General features: G+C 43.5%; 18 protein-coding genes and 2 tRNA genes. 3 read left to right on the top strand and 17 right to left on the bottom strand.

Features of this window, described 5'->3' with window-relative positions; translation table 11 throughout:
* Window positions 1–33 precede the first annotated feature (33 nt).
* Window positions 34–663 (bottom strand): PepSY-associated TM helix domain-containing protein, encoded by a 630-nt coding sequence (locus tag F0228_RS08930; protein ID WP_017062546.1) that lies wholly within the window; start codon window positions 661–663, stop codon window positions 34–36.
* A 342-nt stretch (window positions 664–1,005) separates the two neighbouring features.
* On the opposite strand from F0228_RS08930, the gene F0228_RS08925 reads away from it, so the two are divergent.
* Window positions 1,006–1,326 (top strand): hypothetical protein, encoded by a 321-nt coding sequence (locus tag F0228_RS08925; RefSeq protein WP_171762114.1) that lies wholly within the window; start codon window positions 1,006–1,008, stop codon window positions 1,324–1,326.
* Between the two features lie 131 nt (window positions 1,327–1,457).
* On the opposite strand, the gene F0228_RS08920 is transcribed toward F0228_RS08925, so the two are convergent.
* The 7 genes from F0228_RS08920 to F0228_RS08890 form a co-directional block, all read right to left on the bottom strand.
* Complete coding sequence (locus F0228_RS08920; RefSeq protein ID WP_171762113.1) at window positions 1,458–2,636, bottom strand: hypothetical protein; 1,179 nt, start codon at window positions 2,634–2,636, stop codon at window positions 1,458–1,460.
* Window positions 2,633–3,253 (bottom strand): energy transducer TonB, encoded by a 621-nt coding sequence (locus tag F0228_RS08915; RefSeq protein ID WP_061030890.1) that lies wholly within the window; start codon window positions 3,251–3,253, stop codon window positions 2,633–2,635. Before F0228_RS08915 ends, F0228_RS08920 begins: the two co-directional genes overlap by 4 nt.
* 19 nt (window positions 3,254–3,272) lie before the next feature.
* Entirely contained in the window at window positions 3,273–3,677 is a 405-nt protein-coding gene (locus F0228_RS08910) for a biopolymer transporter ExbD (RefSeq protein WP_171762112.1), read from the bottom strand.
* Window positions 3,674–4,234 (bottom strand): MotA/TolQ/ExbB proton channel family protein, encoded by a 561-nt coding sequence (locus F0228_RS08905; RefSeq protein WP_019822786.1) that lies wholly within the window; start codon window positions 4,232–4,234, stop codon window positions 3,674–3,676. The genes F0228_RS08910 and F0228_RS08905 overlap by 4 nt, the downstream gene beginning before the upstream one ends.
* Window positions 4,234–5,610 carry a MotA/TolQ/ExbB proton channel family protein gene (locus tag F0228_RS08900; protein WP_171762111.1) on the bottom strand — a complete coding sequence of 459 codons (1,377 nt, stop codon included), beginning with the start codon at window positions 5,608–5,610 and terminating at the stop codon, window positions 4,234–4,236. Before F0228_RS08900 ends, F0228_RS08905 begins: the two co-directional genes overlap by 1 nt.
* Entirely contained in the window at window positions 5,610–6,377 is a 768-nt protein-coding gene (locus F0228_RS08895) for a DUF3450 domain-containing protein (RefSeq protein WP_019822790.1), read from the bottom strand. The genes F0228_RS08900 and F0228_RS08895 overlap by 1 nt, the downstream gene beginning before the upstream one ends.
* A 178-nt stretch (window positions 6,378–6,555) precedes the next feature.
* Window positions 6,556–8,673 carry a TonB-dependent siderophore receptor gene (locus F0228_RS08890; RefSeq protein ID WP_061030887.1) on the bottom strand — a complete coding sequence of 706 codons (2,118 nt, stop codon included), beginning with the start codon at window positions 8,671–8,673 and terminating at the stop codon, window positions 6,556–6,558.
* Between the two features lie 560 nt (window positions 8,674–9,233).
* Here F0228_RS08890 and F0228_RS08885 point away from each other — a divergent pair.
* On the top strand, window positions 9,234–10,538 hold the full coding sequence (locus F0228_RS08885) for a dicarboxylate/amino acid:cation symporter (protein ID WP_008219735.1): 1,305 nt from the start codon (window positions 9,234–9,236) through the stop codon (window positions 10,536–10,538).
* A gap of 130 nt (window positions 10,539–10,668) precedes the next feature.
* Here F0228_RS08885 and F0228_RS08880 read toward each other — a convergent pair whose 3' ends face one another.
* The 3 genes from F0228_RS08880 to F0228_RS08870 form a co-directional block, all read right to left on the bottom strand.
* Window positions 10,669–12,063 (bottom strand): sensor histidine kinase, encoded by a 1,395-nt coding sequence (locus tag F0228_RS08880; RefSeq protein WP_061030886.1) that lies wholly within the window; start codon window positions 12,061–12,063, stop codon window positions 10,669–10,671.
* Window positions 12,060–12,725, bottom strand: coding sequence for a response regulator transcription factor (locus F0228_RS08875; RefSeq protein WP_032498470.1), 666 nt, complete (start codon window positions 12,723–12,725; stop codon window positions 12,060–12,062). Before F0228_RS08875 ends, F0228_RS08880 begins: the two co-directional genes overlap by 4 nt.
* Window positions 12,726–12,805: 80 nt before the next feature.
* Window positions 12,806–13,279: an NYN domain-containing protein gene (locus tag F0228_RS08870; RefSeq protein ID WP_171731491.1), complete on the bottom strand. Its 474-nt coding sequence runs from the start codon at window positions 13,277–13,279 to the stop codon at window positions 12,806–12,808.
* A 249-nt stretch (window positions 13,280–13,528) separates the two neighbouring features.
* Between F0228_RS08870 and F0228_RS08865 the strand changes: the two genes are divergently transcribed.
* Window positions 13,529–14,068, top strand: coding sequence for a DUF4174 domain-containing protein (locus F0228_RS08865; RefSeq protein ID WP_171731492.1), 540 nt, complete (start codon window positions 13,529–13,531; stop codon window positions 14,066–14,068).
* 30 nt (window positions 14,069–14,098) lie between these two features.
* Here F0228_RS08865 and cobA read toward each other — a convergent pair whose 3' ends face one another.
* From cobA to F0228_RS08835, 6 genes are all read right to left on the bottom strand, one after another.
* Entirely contained in the window at window positions 14,099–14,869 is a 771-nt protein-coding gene (cobA, locus tag F0228_RS08860; protein WP_171731493.1) for a uroporphyrinogen-III C-methyltransferase, read from the bottom strand.
* A 459-nt stretch (window positions 14,870–15,328) separates the two neighbouring features.
* A complete protein-coding gene (locus F0228_RS08855; protein ID WP_017062558.1) occupies window positions 15,329–16,144 on the bottom strand; it encodes a formate/nitrite transporter family protein in 816 nt (271 codons plus the stop codon).
* 123 nt (window positions 16,145–16,267) lie between these two features.
* The gene (nirD, locus tag F0228_RS08850; protein WP_048662836.1) at window positions 16,268–16,591 is read right to left on the bottom strand and encodes a nitrite reductase small subunit NirD; all 324 of its coding nucleotides are present in this window, start codon (window positions 16,589–16,591) and stop codon (window positions 16,268–16,270) included.
* A gap of 15 nt (window positions 16,592–16,606) precedes the next feature.
* Window positions 16,607–19,165 (bottom strand): nitrite reductase large subunit NirB, encoded by a 2,559-nt coding sequence (nirB, locus tag F0228_RS08845; RefSeq protein ID WP_171731494.1) that lies wholly within the window; start codon window positions 19,163–19,165, stop codon window positions 16,607–16,609.
* A gap of 674 nt (window positions 19,166–19,839) precedes the next feature.
* Window positions 19,840–19,913 (bottom strand) — tRNA-Cys (locus F0228_RS08840).
* A 64-nt stretch (window positions 19,914–19,977) separates the two neighbouring features.
* A tRNA-Leu gene (locus F0228_RS08835) sits at window positions 19,978–20,064 on the bottom strand.
* Window positions 20,065–20,073: the final 9 nt, after the last annotated feature.

Here is a 20,073-nt window from a genome sequence, read left to right as displayed (position 1 = left end):
TTCTTCAATCCGATTCATCAATCGAATCAAGCGTTAAGGCACGGCGACAAAATAGATAACAAGTGAGATTGCAGACCCAAACACCGTCCATTTGATGGAGGTATTAAGCGTCTTTTTCTTAGGTAACAGTAAGCACACGCCGGTAAGCACAAAGAAGATCATCAGTAGCGCAGTGATATCGATAAACCATTTCCATACTTCACCGCTGTTACGACCTTTATGTAGATCGTTCAACAATGCGATAACGCCGTAATTCGTAGTTTCGACTTCTACAAATTCAGACGTAACGTCAACAAACACGGAAGCGTTGTAGCCTGGTCCTTTGAAGTCCATAGACACTTCACCGATGAGCAACTCACCGTCTTCAATCTCTGCGTAGATGTCCAAGCCTGAAGGAACACCAGACAGATTGGCTTCTTCAAACAGAAACGTTTCAAAGGCTGTCTCGTCAGCTTTTAAACGTCCGTCTTGGACCGTAAATAAACTTGTAGGAAGTGTTAGCGTAGAGCGTTGGATATTGGGTTGGCTTGATTCAAATAACTCAGGTCGGTTCAGGGTGATACCTGTGACTGAGAAAAAAAGAACCACGAACAGAAGCGCCATAGAAATATAAACATGAAGTCGACGAGCCCATGACTGAACCGCCCTACTTTTTAACGACATACAAACCAATACCTATAAATTTTATGGCGACAATTTAGTTGATAATCATTCGTATTGGCATTCAATTTACATTGTTTACGTTTGCTGAGCGGCGTAAGGAAATTTACATAACATTACATGGGAAGTCATCGAACTGTATGCATATTCTTGCTAACGTGTACTAAAGAGATTTGATTCGTTCTATCAGAGCTTATCGATAACAGGTCAAAGCTAAAAAAACCTCAATCTCAACATGCTTGATTGAGATGGGTTTAAGGTAACAGTTGTGGCTTTAAGGATTGAAAGTTGGGACTATTTGCTCACTGGTTTGATGATAGCTAATGAAGCTTAAAAGGATTTGAAATGCGTATTATTGTTTTGGCTTTTGCTGCGCTAGCAACGGCGTGTACCAGCCAAATAACCAGCACGGAAGAACATATTCAACAATACATCGGTTCAGACATAACCGATGTACAAGAACGTTATCTCACCGAACGTTCACGTCCTATCAGTTTTTGGGCGTCTCGAAACTATGCTTGGATTGAAACCAAGAAGCCGTTAGACAATGGTTATACAGTACACGCGTTCAAAAACCCTTATCGTGACTGCACCATTAATTGGGTCGCTGATACCAGTGGCGTAATCCAAAGTGCAACGTCTACAGGCACGATGTGCGAGCCTTAATTGACGCACTGTAACGATAAAGATCAAAAAAACTTAACCGTCAAACATTAAAAAAGGGTGTCATTTGAACCATCAAATGACACCCTTTTCTCTTGATTATTTTATCTTGTCTTCTGTTGTGCTACTAGTAGTTAAACGTTGCCGTTATCACTGACTGTTCTTAGCTGAGTCAGATATTTAATCCAACCTTTTGCTTCAGAAGATGGCTCAATGTTGTTCGCACGTTTCGCTTGAGCAAGAGCATTATCAAAATTCTTGAGCTTGTACCATGAGCGTACTTTCGCTAAAGCAACATCGGCTTGCTTGTTCTTGTCTTTCACTTTATCCAAAACAACCAGAGCACGATCGTAGTAACCTTGCTGCACCAGTAATTGAGCCACGTTCCAATGATATTGCGTGTCTTTTTTAGACGCTAACGTCCACACTTCAATAGCACTGTCCCACTCTTTCGCCAACTGCCAGTAAGTTGCTTGCTCAGCCAGAAGTTGAACATCACTGTTGGCATCATCTAGCTTTGCGATCTCTTGTGCTGCACGCTCTGGAATACCGCGTTTAGCATAAAGCTGAGCCAGTAGTCTGCGGTCTGAGTTTTTCAGCTCCACACCTTGAAGATCTGCCAACGCTAACGTGTTCAATGCATCACGGTTGCGCTCTAGTCTTAACTGAATACCCACAAGCTGACGCCACCAGTTGTCTTTTTCTGGTTGAAGTTCAATTAGGCTTTCCAGTGTTGGAATAGATTGCTTCCACTGCTTTAACTGTAGTTGCGCACCCAGTTTTAGCGATAGAGGCGACAGTTCTGGTTTTGCGTTGAACTTGTCACGATTACCAATAGCAACCAGTACTTTTGACCAGTTTTCGATTTGGTATTCCGCTTGTGCAATTCGCATCCAAAGCACGTCTTTCTTTTCTGCCTCTGACGCTGTTTTTACTAACTCATAGTAATGTGGAAGCGCGTTTTTGAACTGCTGATCGTTTAATAAGAGATCAGCAAGCATACGCTTCGTAACCCAAGCTTGTTCATCGACCAGCAAATTAGTGTCTACGGCGTAAGTAAGCTGCTTAATTGCCTTATCGGTTTTGCCATCTTGCCAGTAAAACACACCCAGCATACGAGCTACGTACGCTTTGTCATAGCCTTTAGATAGCTCCAAGCCTGCAAGTACGTCAATGGCCTGCTTAACCTGTTCATCTTGAGCAAGCTTATGCGCCTTTTGAACACGAATAGCAGTATATTGGGTTAGCTCTTGTGCCTGTGTTGTAAGGGGCATTAACAACAAGCCCACTAATATCCATATCTGTTTCATCATTTTGCCAACTTAAACTCTAGTTTCACGGTTTGACCAACCTGAGCTATCGCTTTTCCATCGACGACTTTCGGTTGATATTTCCATTTTTTAAGTGCTCTCATCGCTTCACGTTCAAACATACGACGTGGGTTTGCGTCAGTGACTTGAATGTCTATTGGACGGCCCGTTTCATCGATGGTAAAAGACATAATCACATGGCCTTCAGCACCACGCTTAAGCGCTTTCGCTGGGTAACGAGGCTCTACTCGGTACAGAGGCATTGCTTGTTGGTTTGACCCAAAATCAGAGAATATCGGTGCGTTAATCGCTAGGCCGTCAATCGATGTGTTCAAATCCAATGAAGGCAAAGAAGACATCGAATTCAGAGGCGTAACTTCAGCTTGTGACTGAGACGTTTGCGCTTTCGGTGGCGGCTCTGGCATTTCTGGTTTTTCAGGGACTGCACGTTGTCTTCTTTGGACTTCTTGTTCTTGTTCCACCATTACCATGTTGAAACTTAACGTCTCACTGTTGTCTGGTGAACGTTGGTGGCCATTATCGACCATCCAAGCCATAAAAGAAAACAGCGCTAAGCCCAACGCACCCGCGAGCGGTAAAGCAAGAAATAGGCGAATCATTTATGAAGATCCTCCAAGATCATCGCTTATCAGCAGCAAGCGCAATGTTTTTAACACCCGCACCTTTCGCGGCGTCCATCACTTTAACAACCGTACCGTTGTATGCGTGTTCGTCAGCTTGAATAACCAAAGAAGCATCAGGTTGTTCTAGCAATAAGTGCTCTAACGTCGCTTGAACGCGTTCAGCATCAACGACACGTTTATCAATAAAGATGTCGTTAGCAGAAGTAATCGCAACAAAGATGCCCGCATCCTTTTGGCTGACTACGTTAGACGCTTGTGGGCGATTAACTTCCACCCCTGATTCACGAACAAATGAACTGGTCACAATAAAGAAAATAAGCATGATAAATACAATATCAAGCATCGAAGTAAGGTCTATTTGAGCCTCTTCGTTTTTAGAATGACGTCGACCGAGTCTCATCGTTGACTCCTTAAAGATTTTTCTAATTTCAATTCTAAGCGGTTACACACTTTCGCTAAACGAGCATGAACAAACATGCCCGCTAATGCAGCAACCATACCCGCCATGGTTGGCAGTGTTGCCAACGATATACCTGAAGCCATCAATTTAGGGTCACTGCTACCTTGAGTCGCCATCACATCAAAAACAGAGATCATACCGGTGACGGTACCTAACAAACCCAACATCGGACAAATAGCGACTAACAGCTTAATAAAATTCAAGTTCTGGTTAAGTAAGATACTCGCTTGCCCTAACCAACCTTCACGAATGGCTTTAGCATGCCAAGAAGAGTGTTCTTCTCTTTCATGCCACTTAGTAATCCAAGCTTGGCGCTGCTTTGGAAAGTAGAACGCGAGATATAACACGCGCTCTACCACAAGCACCCAATACACTAGGACAACAGCCGCTAGCCACCACAAGACGAAACCGCCCTGCTCCATAAAGCTTGATAAAGACAGCAGCCAGTCACTCGTTAACCAACTCGCTGGTAATAGAGAACCCGACAAAATATCCATTACGCAGCAGTCCCAACTGGTGAAACCACAGCTTTTGATTCAACCGTTTTTTCCGCCTGCTCCGCAACAAGACCAATACCTTGTTTCTCAAGAATATTGCGAATGTTTTCAGCCTGAGTGCTAAGAATGTTGTGTGCCAGTAGAAGAGGCATTGCAGCAACAAGACCAAGTACGGTTGTTACAAGCGCCATCGAAATACCGCCCGCCATTACTTTCGGGTCGCCGTTACCAAACTGTGTGATCACCTGGAACGTTTCAATCATACCCGTTACTGTACCAAGTAGACCTAGCATTGGTGCTAGCGCTGCCAATAGCTTAAGCATTGATAGGCCTTTCTCTAAGTGAGTTTGCTCATCAACAACCGCTTCTAATAGACGTAGCTCTAACGCTTCAACCGTTTGGTTTTGCTCTTTGTTGTACACGGCAAGAACACGGCCTAGTGGATTATCGCCAGCTTGTTCAGGGTTCTTAAGCTGCGCACGAATTTTCTGACGAGCAATCGATAGAGACACGCCACGCACTAAGGCGATAATTAAGCCAATAGCCAGTAGACCAAGAATCACTTTACCAACTACACCACCCGCTTGAAGGCGATCAGATAGGCTAGGTGTTAGCGCCAACTGCTCCAACATGAATCCACGTGAAGGATCGACAACAACATTTGCTACTTCACCATTTGCCAGTGAAGAAAGTGATGTTAGCGTTGGACCACTTTCTGGCTGTTTAAGGTATGCGATTGCGTCTTCACGCTGAGTGTTCCAGCTAACGTAACCTTGATCTGTCACTAGGCCAATCGAGCCTAGGCGATAAGCATCAACATTTTGTGTATTACCTTCACCATTAATGAAAGCAATTTGAGATTTGCTAAGCTCAGAGCTCGCTTGAATCTGCTCGACCATACTCATCCACAAGCCAGAAAGTTGTGGCATTGAAGGTAGTGATTTCGCATCGATAATTTGTTCAACGGTCGCTGTATGATCAGCGCGATCAACGCTGTTTACTGTTGAGCTAAGCTCTGCGCCGAGTTCTTTTGCGTTTTGACGAACGACACCGAACAGCTCACCAAGGCTACCTGTTTCTAAGCGCAGTTTTTCTTCTAAGCGGGCTAGCTTGTTTTCATTATCGCTAAAAGTTTTAGTAAGAACGTCTGTCGCGTTTTGAACTGATGTACGTTTCGCTTCAAGCTCTGCTTTGATCGCTTTAAGCTCTTGTTCAGTCTTTTTGAAGTCAGCTTCACGAACTACGTTGTGAGAAGCTTGGGTACGGTTCTCTGATTTTGCTTTGTTAACGAGCTGAGCCGTCGAGTCTGAAGCAGAAAATGCAGAAAATGAAAGTGATGTCATGCAAAGCAATGCTGCTAATGGTTTTAAGTTCATTACTTAACCTCCGCAACAGTTAAAGAAACAGGTAAAGTAATCAAGCTTGGGGCAGCTTGTTGGCTAGCAATATCGTAAGCTTTATCGAGCTCAGACTTCATCGAAGAATCAACTTCTTGCCATTGAGCTTCTGTTTGATTCCAAGCCCAGTATTGGCTGCCATTTAGATTACGAGCAACCAAAGAGATACGACCTAGGTGCAGAACATCTGCCTCGATGGTTTTATCACTCGCCAATGCGACACGACCTTGGTAAACACCCAACTTAATGCCGTAGTCCATCTCGATTTGGTATGCCTCTAGGATACGACGGTATTTCTCAGCATCACTTACGTCTGCACGAGTCATCATTGATTGAAGCTTTTCAACTCTCTCTAGACGCTGCTCTTTCTTAATCGGTACATCTTTTTCTACCAGCTGTTGCAAGCCATCGATCATTTGATACATCAAAGGCACGACACCTTGGCGTGTGTATTTGATTTCTTCGATCTGCTCTTCAATGCTTTGAGCTTCTTTGTTTTGGCTCTCAACTAATGCAGCAAGGTGATCGTGATAGATTTCTAGGTTTTTAACTTCTTCTTGCAGACGCTCAATCTCAGCTTGCAGCATTAAAGTCGCTTGTGAGCTTTTATCAATAACCTTTTGGCTCGAAGCCGACGCGTTATTGGTCTTGTTTTGAATTGATTGAGCTTGATCCAAGCTATTGGCCATAGAAGACGTTGCAACCAAACTGATGGCAAGCGCTAGGCTAGATTTTAAAAGATTCATAATTGTAGTCATTTACTATAGAAGAAGTTTAAATGAATTTTATTGATAAGCAGTCTCATTATCATTAAAAGTCACTCGCATTACTAGGGATATTTTTACTAAATAGTAGAATCACGAAAGGGGAAAGCCGAAACTTCCCCCTTAGCATTTAAGCTACCAATAGTACCCTACTAACAAATTAGTATTTTACCTGTAAAGTCGCCATGTAGTTGCGGCCTTCGCCAACAACAACGTTGCTCGTGCTGCCACCTTCAAGGTAGTCAGTATCAAACAGGTTCTCTACATTGAAGCGTGCGACGAAATCTAGGTTCTCGTCATACTTCATTGTATGTGCGATACCCATATCTACACGAGTGTATGCGTCTTTTTTGAAGGTGTTTGAATCTTCAGTGTAACGCTCACCTACGTGGTAAACACCAAGGTTTACGTCAGTACCGTTATTGAACGAGTAAGTAGACCAAATGCTCGCAGTAAATTCTGGTACATCAGCAGGTGTTTTGCCTTCTAGAGCAGGGTCATTCTGGTACTCAGCATCTAGGAACATTGTAGATGCACTTACAGAGAATGCTTCCGTCACGTAACCAGTTGCAGCCAATTCAACACCAGTATGAACTTGTTCACCAACTTGAGTTGTACGTGTTTCTTTGCCGTTATTACTTGCTGGGTCTAGGTCTTCTGTCACTTGCATGTTCGATTGAGTGATCTGGAACAATGCTCCTGATACAAACAAACGCTCATCAAACAGTTCCCACTTAGAACCTAGCTCGTAAAGTGTGCCTTTCTTAGCATCTTGAGACTGACCAAAGTTCACGTCATCTTGATCTGTGATTTCACCAACAGGCTCGAAACTTTCAGAGTAAACTGCGTAAATTGAACCATTTGAAGCCGGAGAGTAAATTACACCAAACTTTGGAAGAATGTTGTTGTAGCTCTCTTCTTGATTAGAACTGCTCGTCGTTTTGTCGTATGCGAAACGAACACCACCAAGAACTTGCCACTGGTCGTTAAGTGTTACTAAGTCTTGAACATATAGACCGTAGTGTTGGCTTTCAGAGTGAGATACTTCATTGTCGTTCTTGTAGCTAACGTTAGAAGGCATATCAAAACCATTGCCACATGCAGCTTCTGCTTCGGCTTCAGTTGCATTAACACAAGTGTAACCAGAGTCGTATAAACGTTCGTAGTCGTAATGAAGGCCATTAACACCAACAAGTAGTCGGTGGTTTACACCTAGTGCATCGAAATCACCAGTAAAATCTACGTAAGCCGTGTCAAACGTCCACTCGTCGTGACGATCTGATACTTTGTAGCCGTAACCGCCGTTTTTATCGCTGTATACAGTATTGTTCGATTCTGTACGCTGACGCTCGTAGAACTGACGGCTAATACCTGTTTTAACAGACCAAGTTTCGTTTAAATTAGCAGTTATCGAAGCGCCGTAGTTAGCAACGTCGTTATCTGTTTGAGCGAAACGTTGATCATTAACCGTGTTAGGGTCGATAGCCTTGCCTGTAGAAGTGTCGATTTTAGAACCATTGTCTAAATCGCCCTCTTCGATTGTGCGGTCGTAATGAACTGACAACATGATGTCTTCGTTAATATCGTAATCAACAAATAGACCACCAACAAAACGGTCGGTTTCTACATCTGTGCCATCAAAACGTGTGCGGTAAGAGTCTTGGTTTTCTTGCGAAACAATAAGACGAGCACGTAAGGTTTGGTCATCGTTTAGTGAACCACTTACATCAGCGGTAGTACGCGTGTAGCTATCAGAACCGATATCTTGGCTTACGTTTACTTGAGTCTCGTATGCAGGCTTCTTAGAAACCATGTTAACAAGGCCACCTGGCGCTGATTTACCGTAAAGTAGACCTGCAGGGCCTTTAAGTACTTCAACACGCTCTAATAGCTCAACTGGTTGACGGTAATGTGACCAATGTTGAACACCGTCACGTAAGTAGCCAGAGCTACTGTCTAAATCAAAACCACGAAGAGTGAAACGCTCACGGTTCGTTGATTTTGAACCGGCACCTACAGAAGCGTCGTTCTTAAGAACTTCACCTAGTGTGCTAGCACGCTGTTCATCGATGATTTGCTCATCGATTACTGAAACTTGTCCCGGAGTCTCTAATTGAGTCGCCTCCATGCGCATTGCTGTTGTGTTCGTGTCGGCTTTGTAACCGTAGTCACGACCTTCAACAACCATGTGCTCGTCTGTTTTTACTGTTTCTGCCAATACTGCTGGTGAAGCTAATACTGCGCCGATCACTAAAGCCAATGGGCTCTTTGAAAACATGTCCTTTACTCCGCTTTTATTCTTTTTGTACGAGCACTATGGTTAATTATTTGATGTGCTCGCTGAACCGTTGCCGGTACCACTGAATCTTTTCGCGAGAGAATATAAGTGATAACTATTACCATTTGCATTAAATTTACATTCTTTGCATTCGTAAAGTTTTGTAAAGGCCTTGGTAAGCGTTATTCATTCGATGTAACAGAACCTGCTTTAATACAGATACTTAGAAGTGATTCTTGTCTTGTCCTTATCTCGACAATCAAAAATTTTGAAACAGCGTTATTTACTCACTCAATCTAACAAGCCAAAAACGATAAAAAATTTATCTTCTCTTATTTATTAGCTTTGATTCCGCATTTTTATGTATAAAACCCTCGATAAATGTTAACCAACAGTGAATTATTTTATTTGAATTTGTTTAATTTACACAATTATCAGTGATTTTGATCACATCTATAATTCCAAACTCATTTTTTGTTTTTCGATTTGATCAACCGACTGCTAATCTCCTGCTCACTTTGAAAAGGTATCAAAGTTATAAATAATAAGGAGTGTTCTAAATGAATACCAAAAAACCTATGTCTCTGACTGGCCGTGTAATTCTTGGTATGGTCGTAGGTATATTAACGGGATTTGCCATTCAATCCCTTTTTGCAGAAAGTGGATTTGTTAACAACTACATCGTTAACGGACTCTTTGAAGTAGGCGGACAAATTTTTGTCGCCAGTTTAAAAATGCTTGTTGTCCCTCTAGTCTTCGTTTCGCTAGTGTGTGGTACAAGTTCCCTTAAAGACTTATCAACTCTTGGCCGTATGGGTGGCAAAACGCTTGCACTTTATATCGGTACTACAGCCGTTGCTATCACTCTAGCATTGACGATCGGTAACCTGTTCCAACCTGGTGCTGGTGCGGATCTGACTGCTGCGAGTTCTTTTAAATCAGCGGATGCCCCTTCTCTTGGCCAAGTAATCATCGACATGTTCCCAACCAACCCTATTCAGGCGATGGCTGAGGGCAAAACACTACAAGTTATCGTGTTTGCTGTGTTATTCGGTATCGCGATTAGTGCTGCTGGTAAACCAGGTGAGCGCATTGCCGCTGTATTTGCAGACCTAAACGAAGTTATCATGAAGCTTGTTGCTTTGCTGATGAACCTTGCTCCTTACGGCGTGTTCTTCTTGATGGCGAAACTGTTCTCTGGCTTAGGCTTAGGTGCAATTTGGAACCTAGCAGAATACTTCTTAGTGCTTGCAGGTACTCTTCTACTACACGGTTTGGTGACTTACAGCGCGATGCTTAAAGGCTTCACTGGCCTTAGCCCTATTACGTTCCTACGCAAGATGGAAGATGCAATTATGTTTGCATTCTCAACAGCATCTTCGAATGCAACGATTCCTGTAACAATGGAAACTGCGAAGAACCGTATGGGTGTAGACAACAAAGTCGCTTCATTCACTGTACCACTAGGTGCGACAGTGAACATGGACGGTACTGCAATCATGCAAGGTGTTGCGACTGCGTTTATCGCACAAGCCTACAACATCGACCTTACTATGGGTGATTACCTGATGGTTATCCTAACAGCGACGCTGGCGTCTGTAGGTACTGCAGGTGTTCCTGGTGTTGGTCTAGTGATGCTAGCGATGGTATTGAACCAAGTCGGTCTACCGCTTGAAGGTATCGCTCTAATCATGGGTGTTGACCGTCTTCTAGACATGATCCGTACCGCTGTAAACATCACAGGTGATAGTGCCGTATCTATCATCGTTGCTAAGTCTGAAGGCGCTCTTGATGAGTCTCGCTTCAACGACCCTGCAGCAGGTGAGAAAGAAGAAGAAGTTAAGCTATCACGCCAAGAAGCGTAATCTAACAGCCTTGCTTCAAGCTAAAGCGTAATTAATGGCTACGCTTTAGCTACAAACACAAAAAACGCCACAGCATTTGCTGTGGCGTTTTTTATGGATTTAAAGAAGTACCATAACCAGAGCGGTAAGATTAATTAGCGGACTCACTAATTGGGAACATAAGATTCACTCTGAGTCCCCCACTTTCTCTATTCTCCGCAGTCACATGACCATTCATCACAACCATTGCCTCTTTCACGATGGCAAGGCCCAGACCGTAACCACCAGACCGTTTGTCTCTTGCTGATTCAATACGAGTAAACGGGTCAAAGATACCTGCAATTTTGTTATCAGGGATGCCTTCTCCATCATCTTCTACAGAAATGACACTGTAACGTTGATCAATAGTCATTTCATACGTCGTTACCGAAATATGAGCATGCTCACCTGCATACTTAATTGCATTGCCAACCAAATTCCCTATCACTCTCAAAAGCAACCGTTCATCTATATTGACCATAGACGTTGGTGTTTCTAAATCTCCAACTAAGGTTTGGTTAGGTTTCAAATCGTTTTGCATTTGCGCAATAAGCATTGAGCAATATTGTTCTAACTGCATCAAGCTAAGCTTGGAATCGTAACGAGAGGTTTCTAAGCGGCTAAACTCGAGGATCTCGCCCACTAGCTTATTCATCTCTTCGGTTTCACTTTCCATACGATCGAGCAGCCCAGCACTCTTGTCATCTACCTTGTTACGCAATAAATGCAGAGCGAGGTTTTGCCTTGCTAAAGGTGTTCTGAGCTCGTGAGAGACATCTCGTATCAAGCGGCGCTGCTTTTCGGCTAAAGATTTAATCTCAAATGTCATGTGATCAAAATCATGGGCAAGTTCGTTAAATTCACGTGTCGTTGAATCTAATTCAGAGACAACACTCACCGTGAAGTCGCCTTCTGCTAATCTTCTGCTGGCCTCTCTTAAACGGTCGAGGGGTTGTTGCAGACTTTTAGCCATAATGATCGAGAACAGCGACAATACGACTAAAGCGATCACGGCTTTCAACATGTAGGAATACGGCGCAAAGGATTTTGCAGGGTGAAACTGGTGAGGAAGTTGAATAACCAACGTACTCCCGTTATCCAATGGCAAACCAAAAATAGGCTTACTCACACGGTCACTCAGTTGGTGATCTAAGGTACGCAGAAACTTCAATTTAAATTCGAAGTGTGGATGCATGTGTCGGTGTGTAATTGGGCGGTTATTCTCGTCAATAACGAACAAATAATACCGTTGGGCGTTCCCCCAATCAGCGAGTTCATCCATGTCACCTTCCTCGATCAACACATTGGCTTGATAAGCAAGGTCGAGCATCTCTTCTTTGACGGATTCTGGCACCTTAAGGAGCGCCTTCATTAACGCTCTTTCCGCCACACCTTGCAAGATCAAAATACTCACAAGAATCACTGTCAGATAGCTGAACAGCTGAAAGGTTAACCCGTCTTTACGCTTAGCGATGAAATCCGGGCAACGTATTAGTGTGGAACTCATGCTCCAACCGACTCTAGGTAACTGTAGCCTTTACCACGAACGGTTTTAATGTGCTGTTTCGACAGACCCGCCTGCACCAATTTTCGGCGGATATTGCTGATGTGCATATCTAGATTGCGATCAAAGGGACACAACTCTTTCTTTAACACATGTATTTGCAGATCTGACTTGGAAACAACAATGCCGTCGTTCTTGATCAGATAATCAAGCAGATCTTTTTCTGTGCCCGTGAGGGGTAAACGGGAGATCTGTTCACACAAACCGTGGTTAGATGAAGCTAGAGACTGCCTCTGACGCTCAAATCCAACTCGACGTAAGATAACCTTAATACGAGTCAGTAGCTCAGGAACATTGAAAGGTTTGGCGATGTATTGATCGGCACCCGCTTGATAACCATCGAGCATCGATGCATCGTCATTGAGTGCCGTTAACATCAAGATAGGTGTAGCAAAACGCTGGCAGATGCGTCTTGCAACTTGAATTCCGCTAAGGTTTGGCAGCATCACATCAAGTAACACTAAATCAACAGGGTTGGATTGGATAAACTCTAGCGCAGCCTCGCCACAATGAACGGTATCAACGTGATACCCCTCATTTTCTAAAACTTCACCCAATAATTCACACAACTGAATATCATCATCAACAACTAAAACGCGCGACATCATACAAACCAATAAACAATAATAGTTTGCATTCTAATTATCGTTATTATTGATTTCAATTATAAAGTGCGCGTTTCCCGTTATAGAAGGAAATCTTTTTCAATCGGTACAAATTTTGAGGCAGAATCGATAAGGTTTTGAGCAGTTAATCCCGGAACACCGTACACCTCGACAGGCTTACCAAAACGTTCCTTGATTCGTTCTACGAGGATTTCAAAATCACCGTCTCCAGATACCAGAACGATCGTATCAACCGTTTCAGCCAGTTCTATAGCATCTAGGGCAATACCCACATCCCAGTCTCCTTTTGCACTGCCATCACGCCGCTGAATAAATGGCTTCAATTTCACATCAAAACCCACACCGCGAAGAATATGGTGGAACTGACGCTGCTTGGGATCTTGACTAGAAATGGCGTACGCATGAGCTGCAACAACATGACGACCTTCCGTAGCAACATACCAAAACTGGTTATAGTCAAAGTTAGAACGGTATTTGTCTCGCGTCGTGTAGTAAACGTTTTGAACGTCGACCAGAATTGCTATGTTTTCCATAAATTCATACCTTTAGATTTTCGGTATACCCTATTCTATTCAACCCTAAAATGCGAGTCGCTTTATCCAATAAAAATGAACCTGTTGGTTATAGTTAACGTAAATCTAAGCATGTTTAATGTAATCCTAACTATGCTTAATAGGTGTCTACCAGATTGGACGCTCGTCTTTGTCCTTGATGACCATCTCACAAGGGCTAGCAATTAGAGATACAAGTAAAGCTAACAAGCTACTGAAGGGAGGTTGGCTATGCTACAACGACAACAACATAAATCGCACGGAAGCATCGGCAACATAGCAAAAGTCGCTCTCAACCCCTCAAGTAGTTTGTTAACTATGCTCAAGCTAGTGACTGTTAGTACTGTATTGATTTTTAGCCTCACCATTCATTCGGTCCTTGCCTATCCTGCGTATTCTCACTCAAAGCCACTACCACATCGCAGCGTCATTTATTTTGCGCCTGAAGAAGATACTGTCGTCAAAGAGTTTCTCAACGAAGTCTTGATAAACAACTGCCAATTGGATGAACGTGATGTGGTTATTATGGTGATAGCAGAGAGTGGCTACACCGTACCCGCTTGGTTAGAAGAAGAGTTTAACTTGGAGGCAGTAACCAGCGTTTATGAGATCCCTAAAGGGTCACACACCGCGGTATTAATTGGTAAAGACGGAAAAGAAAAGCACAGATGGAATGGTAAGACGGACTGGCAGAAAATCACCAACATCATCGATGAAATGCCAATGCGCCAACAAGAAATGCAGCGACAAAGTAGCCGCTGCAGTATTTAACTCTATACAAATCGATAAAGCGTGACCTAGTTACTTGTTAAACCAATCGAGTTTTTCATGAAGCTGAGCCACGCTGCCAACAACGATCAAAGCCGGACTTTTAGCGACAGCCGCAAGGTTAGCTAAGTCACTCAATCCACCACGATACACCTTCTGTTCTTGGCGCGTACCGTTTTCGATAATCGCTACAGGCATGTCTGCTCGCATACCATTATCAAGCAAGTTTTTCTGAATATTCGGACTCTCTTTTAAACCCATGTAGAACACGATCGTGTGATTATGTTGAGCAAGAGATTGCCAGTCGATATCTTCGCCATCTTTCTTTAAGTGGCCGGTAATAAACTGGACGCTCTGCGCGTGGTCACGGTGAGTCAACGGGATACCCGCATAAGCCGTAGCACCAGCCGCTGCAGTGATACCCGGAATGACTTCAAATTTCACATCATTCTCGGCCAGAGTTTCACACTCTTCCCCGCCACGTCCAAAGATAAACGAGTCACCACCTTTCAGGCGTACTACATGCTTATTCTCTTGGGCTTTAGTGACCAATAATTGGTTGATCTGATCTTGAGGTACACAGTGATGATCAAGCTTTTTACCCACATACAGCATTTCTGCGTCTGGGTTAGCCATCGCCAAGATATCTTTTGATACCAAGCGGTCATATACCAAGACGTCTGCTTGTTGAATCACTCGTGCCGCTTTTAGCGTAAGTAAGTCTGGGTCGCCTGGACCTGCACCTACCAATGAAACAAATCCTTTGTTTACTTCTTTAACATTCGATGACGATACTTCTGACATGCTGTGCTCCGAAGGTTTGCTTGTTTTATCTCAAGCTTCAATCTATGTGATAAGTCACTGTATTCATGATGACTTATCCAAATCCTTAACCCTTAGACTATCAGGTGTTGATATAAATATTCAGTTTAAATACTAACGAAGATAGAAGTAATTATAACAAAACGATCTATTGCAGGTATTAGATACCAATCGTAGTAAATAACTGTTCATCCTAGCTGGTTAAAACGCTCGATAACTTCGTTAGAATTTTTGATTGTAGGATAACTACTTATCGAAAAATTCTGTCTCGTTCTCAAGCCTTTTTCCTGCGCTATTTCTGATCACCTACTTGCTGTGATTGGTATTACTCAATAAGAATCAACACCTTGGTGATGCTTAAGGCATTTGAACTAAAAAAGCCCCAAACATTTCGTTGGGGCTTTCAATCTCATACTAAATTACGTTTCACCGTATTCAGAATTACTTAGCGCCTAGAGAAGGAGCTGTTTTAGCGTGAGTAAGGTATAGAGGAACACATGTCATTAGTAGACCACCAACGATGTTACCTAGGATTGTTGGGATAAGGTTGAAGTTCAACCATGTTGCGATACCGAAGTCAGCGCCAAGAATCATACCTAGTGGGAATAGGAACATGTTTACTACTGTGTGCTCAAATACTAGTGCGAAGAAGATGAAGATTGGGAACCACATCATTGCTACACGGCCAGACACAGTACGCGCTGTCATGTTACCAATCACACCTAGACATACCATTAGGTTACAGAAGATACCGCGTACGAAACACGTGATCCATCCGTCCATGCCCATGTTTTCAAAACCTAAGCTACGGCCTGTAGAAACAGCAATGAATTTTTGAGCAACAGCGTTTGGCTCTAGAGAGAAGTTACCTGTTAATGACACGGCAACTAGGAAAGCAACAATCAAAGAACCGATAAGGTTACCAAGACCAACAATACCCCAACAACGTAGGATACGGCCCCAAGTGATGCCTGGGCGGTTGTCGAATTTAGCTAAAGGAGCAAGGCCGAAAACGCCAGTTACTAGGTCGTAACCCATAACACTTAGAATTACGAAACCAACCGGGAACACTAGTGCGCCAACAAGGCCAATGCCTGTTTGTACCATTGCTGTAATCGCAACAACAACCGCTAAAGAAAGGATGATACCAGCCATAGTGCTTCGAATCAGAAGATCGCGAGTACTTGTTTTAGTTTTCGCTTCACCCACATCGATCATCGTTTGAACGAATTCAGCTGGTTTGTAATCAGGAGACATAATGTTGTCCTTAAAAAAGTAAAATTAAAAGTTAAAATTGGATAGGAAAAGGCTCTAGTTGCCGAGTTAAGGCAATATCGAGAACTAGAACCCTTGAACTATCAAATCTTACTCATCCAAAGATTAAGCAGAGATTTCTACAGCACCTTTGGTAACACGAGCTTTGTACGCTTTCACGTTGAAGTTCTCGTCTTCCATGCACACACCTGTTGCTAGGTTAAAGCGTTGCTTTTTAAGTGGGCTTGCCACCCAAAGCTCTTCTTTGTGCTCAACAATCAAGCCACGTGATAACACGTTAGATTGAAAGTAAGGGTCTGTATTACTAATCGCGAATACTTCTTCAGCCTTAGTCGGGCGGAAGACAGCCACTTGCTCACCACCAACCAATGCACAAACACCTGTACCTGGGATAATGTCTTCGATCTTACAAACTTTGGTAAATGCCATGATGTCGTCTCCCAATTAAACCAGTTCAACATGAAGGATATCGCCCTTCGCTTCAGGGTGTTTCTCTGTGAATGTCGCAGGACGGTGTTGTTCACGGCCGTCATCAACAAACACAACGTTTTCATCACGGTCATCAGCGTTGATGAAGTGAGCGAAGCGCTTAAGTTGAGCTTCATCGTTGATAGTGTCTGTCCACTCACAAGCAAAGTTGTCAACAAGGCCAGCGATGTCAGCTTCAAGTTGGTCGTTAATACCAAGCTTATTGTCGATGATGACATCACGTAGGTAATCCACACCACCTTCTAGGTTATCCATCCATACCGAAGTACGTTGTAGCGGAGCAGCCGTGCGGATGTAGAACATCATGAAACGGTCGATGTATTTGATCAGCGTTTCTTGGTCTAGGTCGCTTGCTAGCAGGTCTGCGTGACGAGGCTTCATACCACCATTACCACAAACATACATGTTCCAACCTGCATCAGTCGCAATAATACCTAAGTCTTTACCTTGAGCTTCAGCACACTCACGAGTACAACCAGACACACCAAACTTCATCTTATGAGGCGTACGGATGCCTTTGTAACGGTTCTCGATCATCACGCCAAGACCAACTGAATCTTGAACGCCGTAACGACACCAAGTAGAACCAACACATGTCTTAGCCATACGAAGTGCTTTTGCGTAAGCTTGACCCGTTTCGTAACCTGCAGCGATTAACTTTTTCCAGATTGCTGGTAAGTCATCCTTTTGAGCACCGAACAGGCCGATACGTTGTGCACCAGTGATCTTAGTGTAAAGGTTATATTCAGCCGCAACATCAGCCAGAACGCTTAGCGCTTGAGGCGTTACTTCACCACCCGCCATACGAGGGATAACAGAGTAAGTACCGTCTTTTTGCATGTTACCTAAGAAGTTATCGTTGGTATCGTGCAACTTCACTAGCTCAGGCTTAAGGATGTGTTCACCCCAGCAAGAAGCAAGGATAGAACCTGCTAGAGGCTTACATACTTCACAGCCGTAGCCTTTACCGTATTTCTCTAGTAGCTCATCGAACGTTTTGATTTCTTCGATGCGAATTAGGTGGAAAAGCTCTTGGCGAGAGTAAGCAAAGTGCTCACACACATCGTTCTTAACTTCTACCCCTGCTTTAGCAAGTTCAGCATTAAGTACTGAAGTAACTAATGGAATACAACCACCACAACCAGTGCCAGCACCCGTTACTGCTTTGATATCACCGATGGTGTGATGACCTTCAGCAACCGCTTGAGCGATCTTGCCTTTCGTTACATCGAAACAAGAACAGATAACTGCAGATTCAGGAAGAGAGTCTGCGCCAAGTGTTGGCTTTTCAGCCCCAGCGTGTGCAGGAAGAATCAACGCATCTGGGTGTTCTGGCAGATCGATTTCGTTAAGCATAAGCTGTAGAAGATCGCCGTAATCAGACGTGTCACCAACCATTACTGCACCAAGCAGCTTCTTGTTGTCTTCAGAAACGATTAGACGCTTGTAAACTTCTTGCTCTTCGTTTTGGTAAACGTAGCTCTTACAGCCAGGAGTACGACCGTTCGCATCACCGATAGAGCCTACTTTCACGCCTAGAAGCTTAAGCTTCGCAGACATGTCAGCACCTTCAAATGTGCTTTCGTTGCCAGCAATGTGGTCAACTGCGACTGTCGCCATTTTGTAACCAGGAGCCACTAGGCCGTAGAACGTTTGGTTCCAAGAGGCACACTCACCGATTGCGTAGATGTCTTTGTCTGTCGTTTGACAGTGGTCGTTAATCTCAATACCGCCACGAGGCGCAATACCCAGCCCCATTTGACGAGCAAGTTTGTCTTGAGGGCGAATACCGGCAGAGAATACGATGAAATCAGTTTCTAGCTCAGTACCGTCTGCAAAGCGCATTACGTTACGAGCTTCAGTGCCTTCAGGAGCGATCTCAAGCGTGTTCTTACTTGTATGTACGTTAACGCCCATGCGTTCGATTTTTTGACGAAGTTGGTTACCACCCGCTTGATCAAGCTGCTCAGCCATTAGCTTTGGAGCAAACTCAACAACGTGCGTGGTTACGCCAAGTGCTTTTAGTGCGCCTGCCGCTTCAAGACCAAGCAGACCGCCACCAACAACCACACCAGACTTTGAGTTCTTAGCCGTTGCTTCGATTGCTTTCAAATCTTCGATTGTGCGGTAAACAAAGCAGTCTTTACCTTCGTTACCTTTGATTGGTGGAACGAATGGGAATGAACCGGTAGCAAGGATAAGTTTGTCGTATTGAATTTCACGACCAGTGCTTGAGTAAACTGTTTTCTTTTCACGGTTAACGTTAATAGCACGTTCGCCGATTAGCATGTTGATGCCGTGTTTCTCGTAGAAGCCTTCTTTAACTAAAGAAAGTTCGTCCGCAGTATGGTGTGAAAAATAAGAAGAAAGGTGTACACGGTCATAGGCTACGCGAGGCTCTTCACAGAACACCGTAATGTCCATGTTAGCAACATCTGTCTTCTCGACTAAATCTTCGATATAGCGATGACCGACCATCCCGTTACCGATTACGACTAGCTTCATCTTGCTCATAAGAATTCCTGAAGGTTATATATTTCTTAACTGAGCGAATAATGAATTATGAAAGAAAATGAAAATATGATGTAAATCAATTACGAAATCGAACTACCCAAAAGGGGTAGAACAAAAGAGGTAGAAGTGGCTAATTTTAAGCCATAGCAAACGAATAACCATAGATTTGATAAGGTTTAGAGGCGTTTTATAGGCAATTTCACACACAAGCATGCTTGTTGTAATATTTCACAATAGACTAGCAACAACGTAAGTAAATGACAATCATTTTCATTTGTAGTCATAAGAAGTGTAATAACTCATGAAAGCGTTACAGGTTCATGAGCAACTGTGTATAAATGTGAAGAACTGGAGCACAGAAACACAACCGCCCCCCTACCCATCGATTCCATTTACAAATTGCACACTCGATTAACTTGGGCTGTCTTACTTAGCTAAAAACAGTTTTCTTCATACGACTTTCTCAGAAATACGTTTGGTTCAACTTATTAAACCTGTGTAATAAAGTGCCTTGATAACGTAGAAATCCGTAAAACAGAGCGATCAGCATAGAGTCATCTAGCCGGAAGTGAAATTCAATGAATGGACGGCGTAAGAAATTAGGAAAGCGTGAAGAAATGGAATTTCAGATAGCAAAAATTCCAGCATATCTGCTGGCCTTTCGACTTTGAATGTGGAGGCGCCTCCCGGAGTCGAACCGAGGTCCACGGATTTGCAATCCGCTGCATAGCCACTCTGCCAAGGCGCCTTCAATAGTGTTTTGAGAGAACAACTCTTTTGAATGCTACCTAGAGAAGTAACAACCAAATAGATGGTGCCCCGGGCCGGACTTGAACCGGCACAACGCGAACGTCGAGGGATTTTAAATCCCTTGTGTCTACCAATTCCACCACCAGGGCACGCAATTC

The organism is Vibrio sp. 99K-1 (genome assembly GCF_013114585.1).
Taxonomy (GTDB): domain Bacteria; phylum Pseudomonadota; class Gammaproteobacteria; order Enterobacterales; family Vibrionaceae; genus Vibrio; species Vibrio chagasii_B.
The sequence above is the reverse complement of the archived record's forward strand: the minus strand, read 5'-3'. Positions and strand labels throughout refer to the sequence as shown.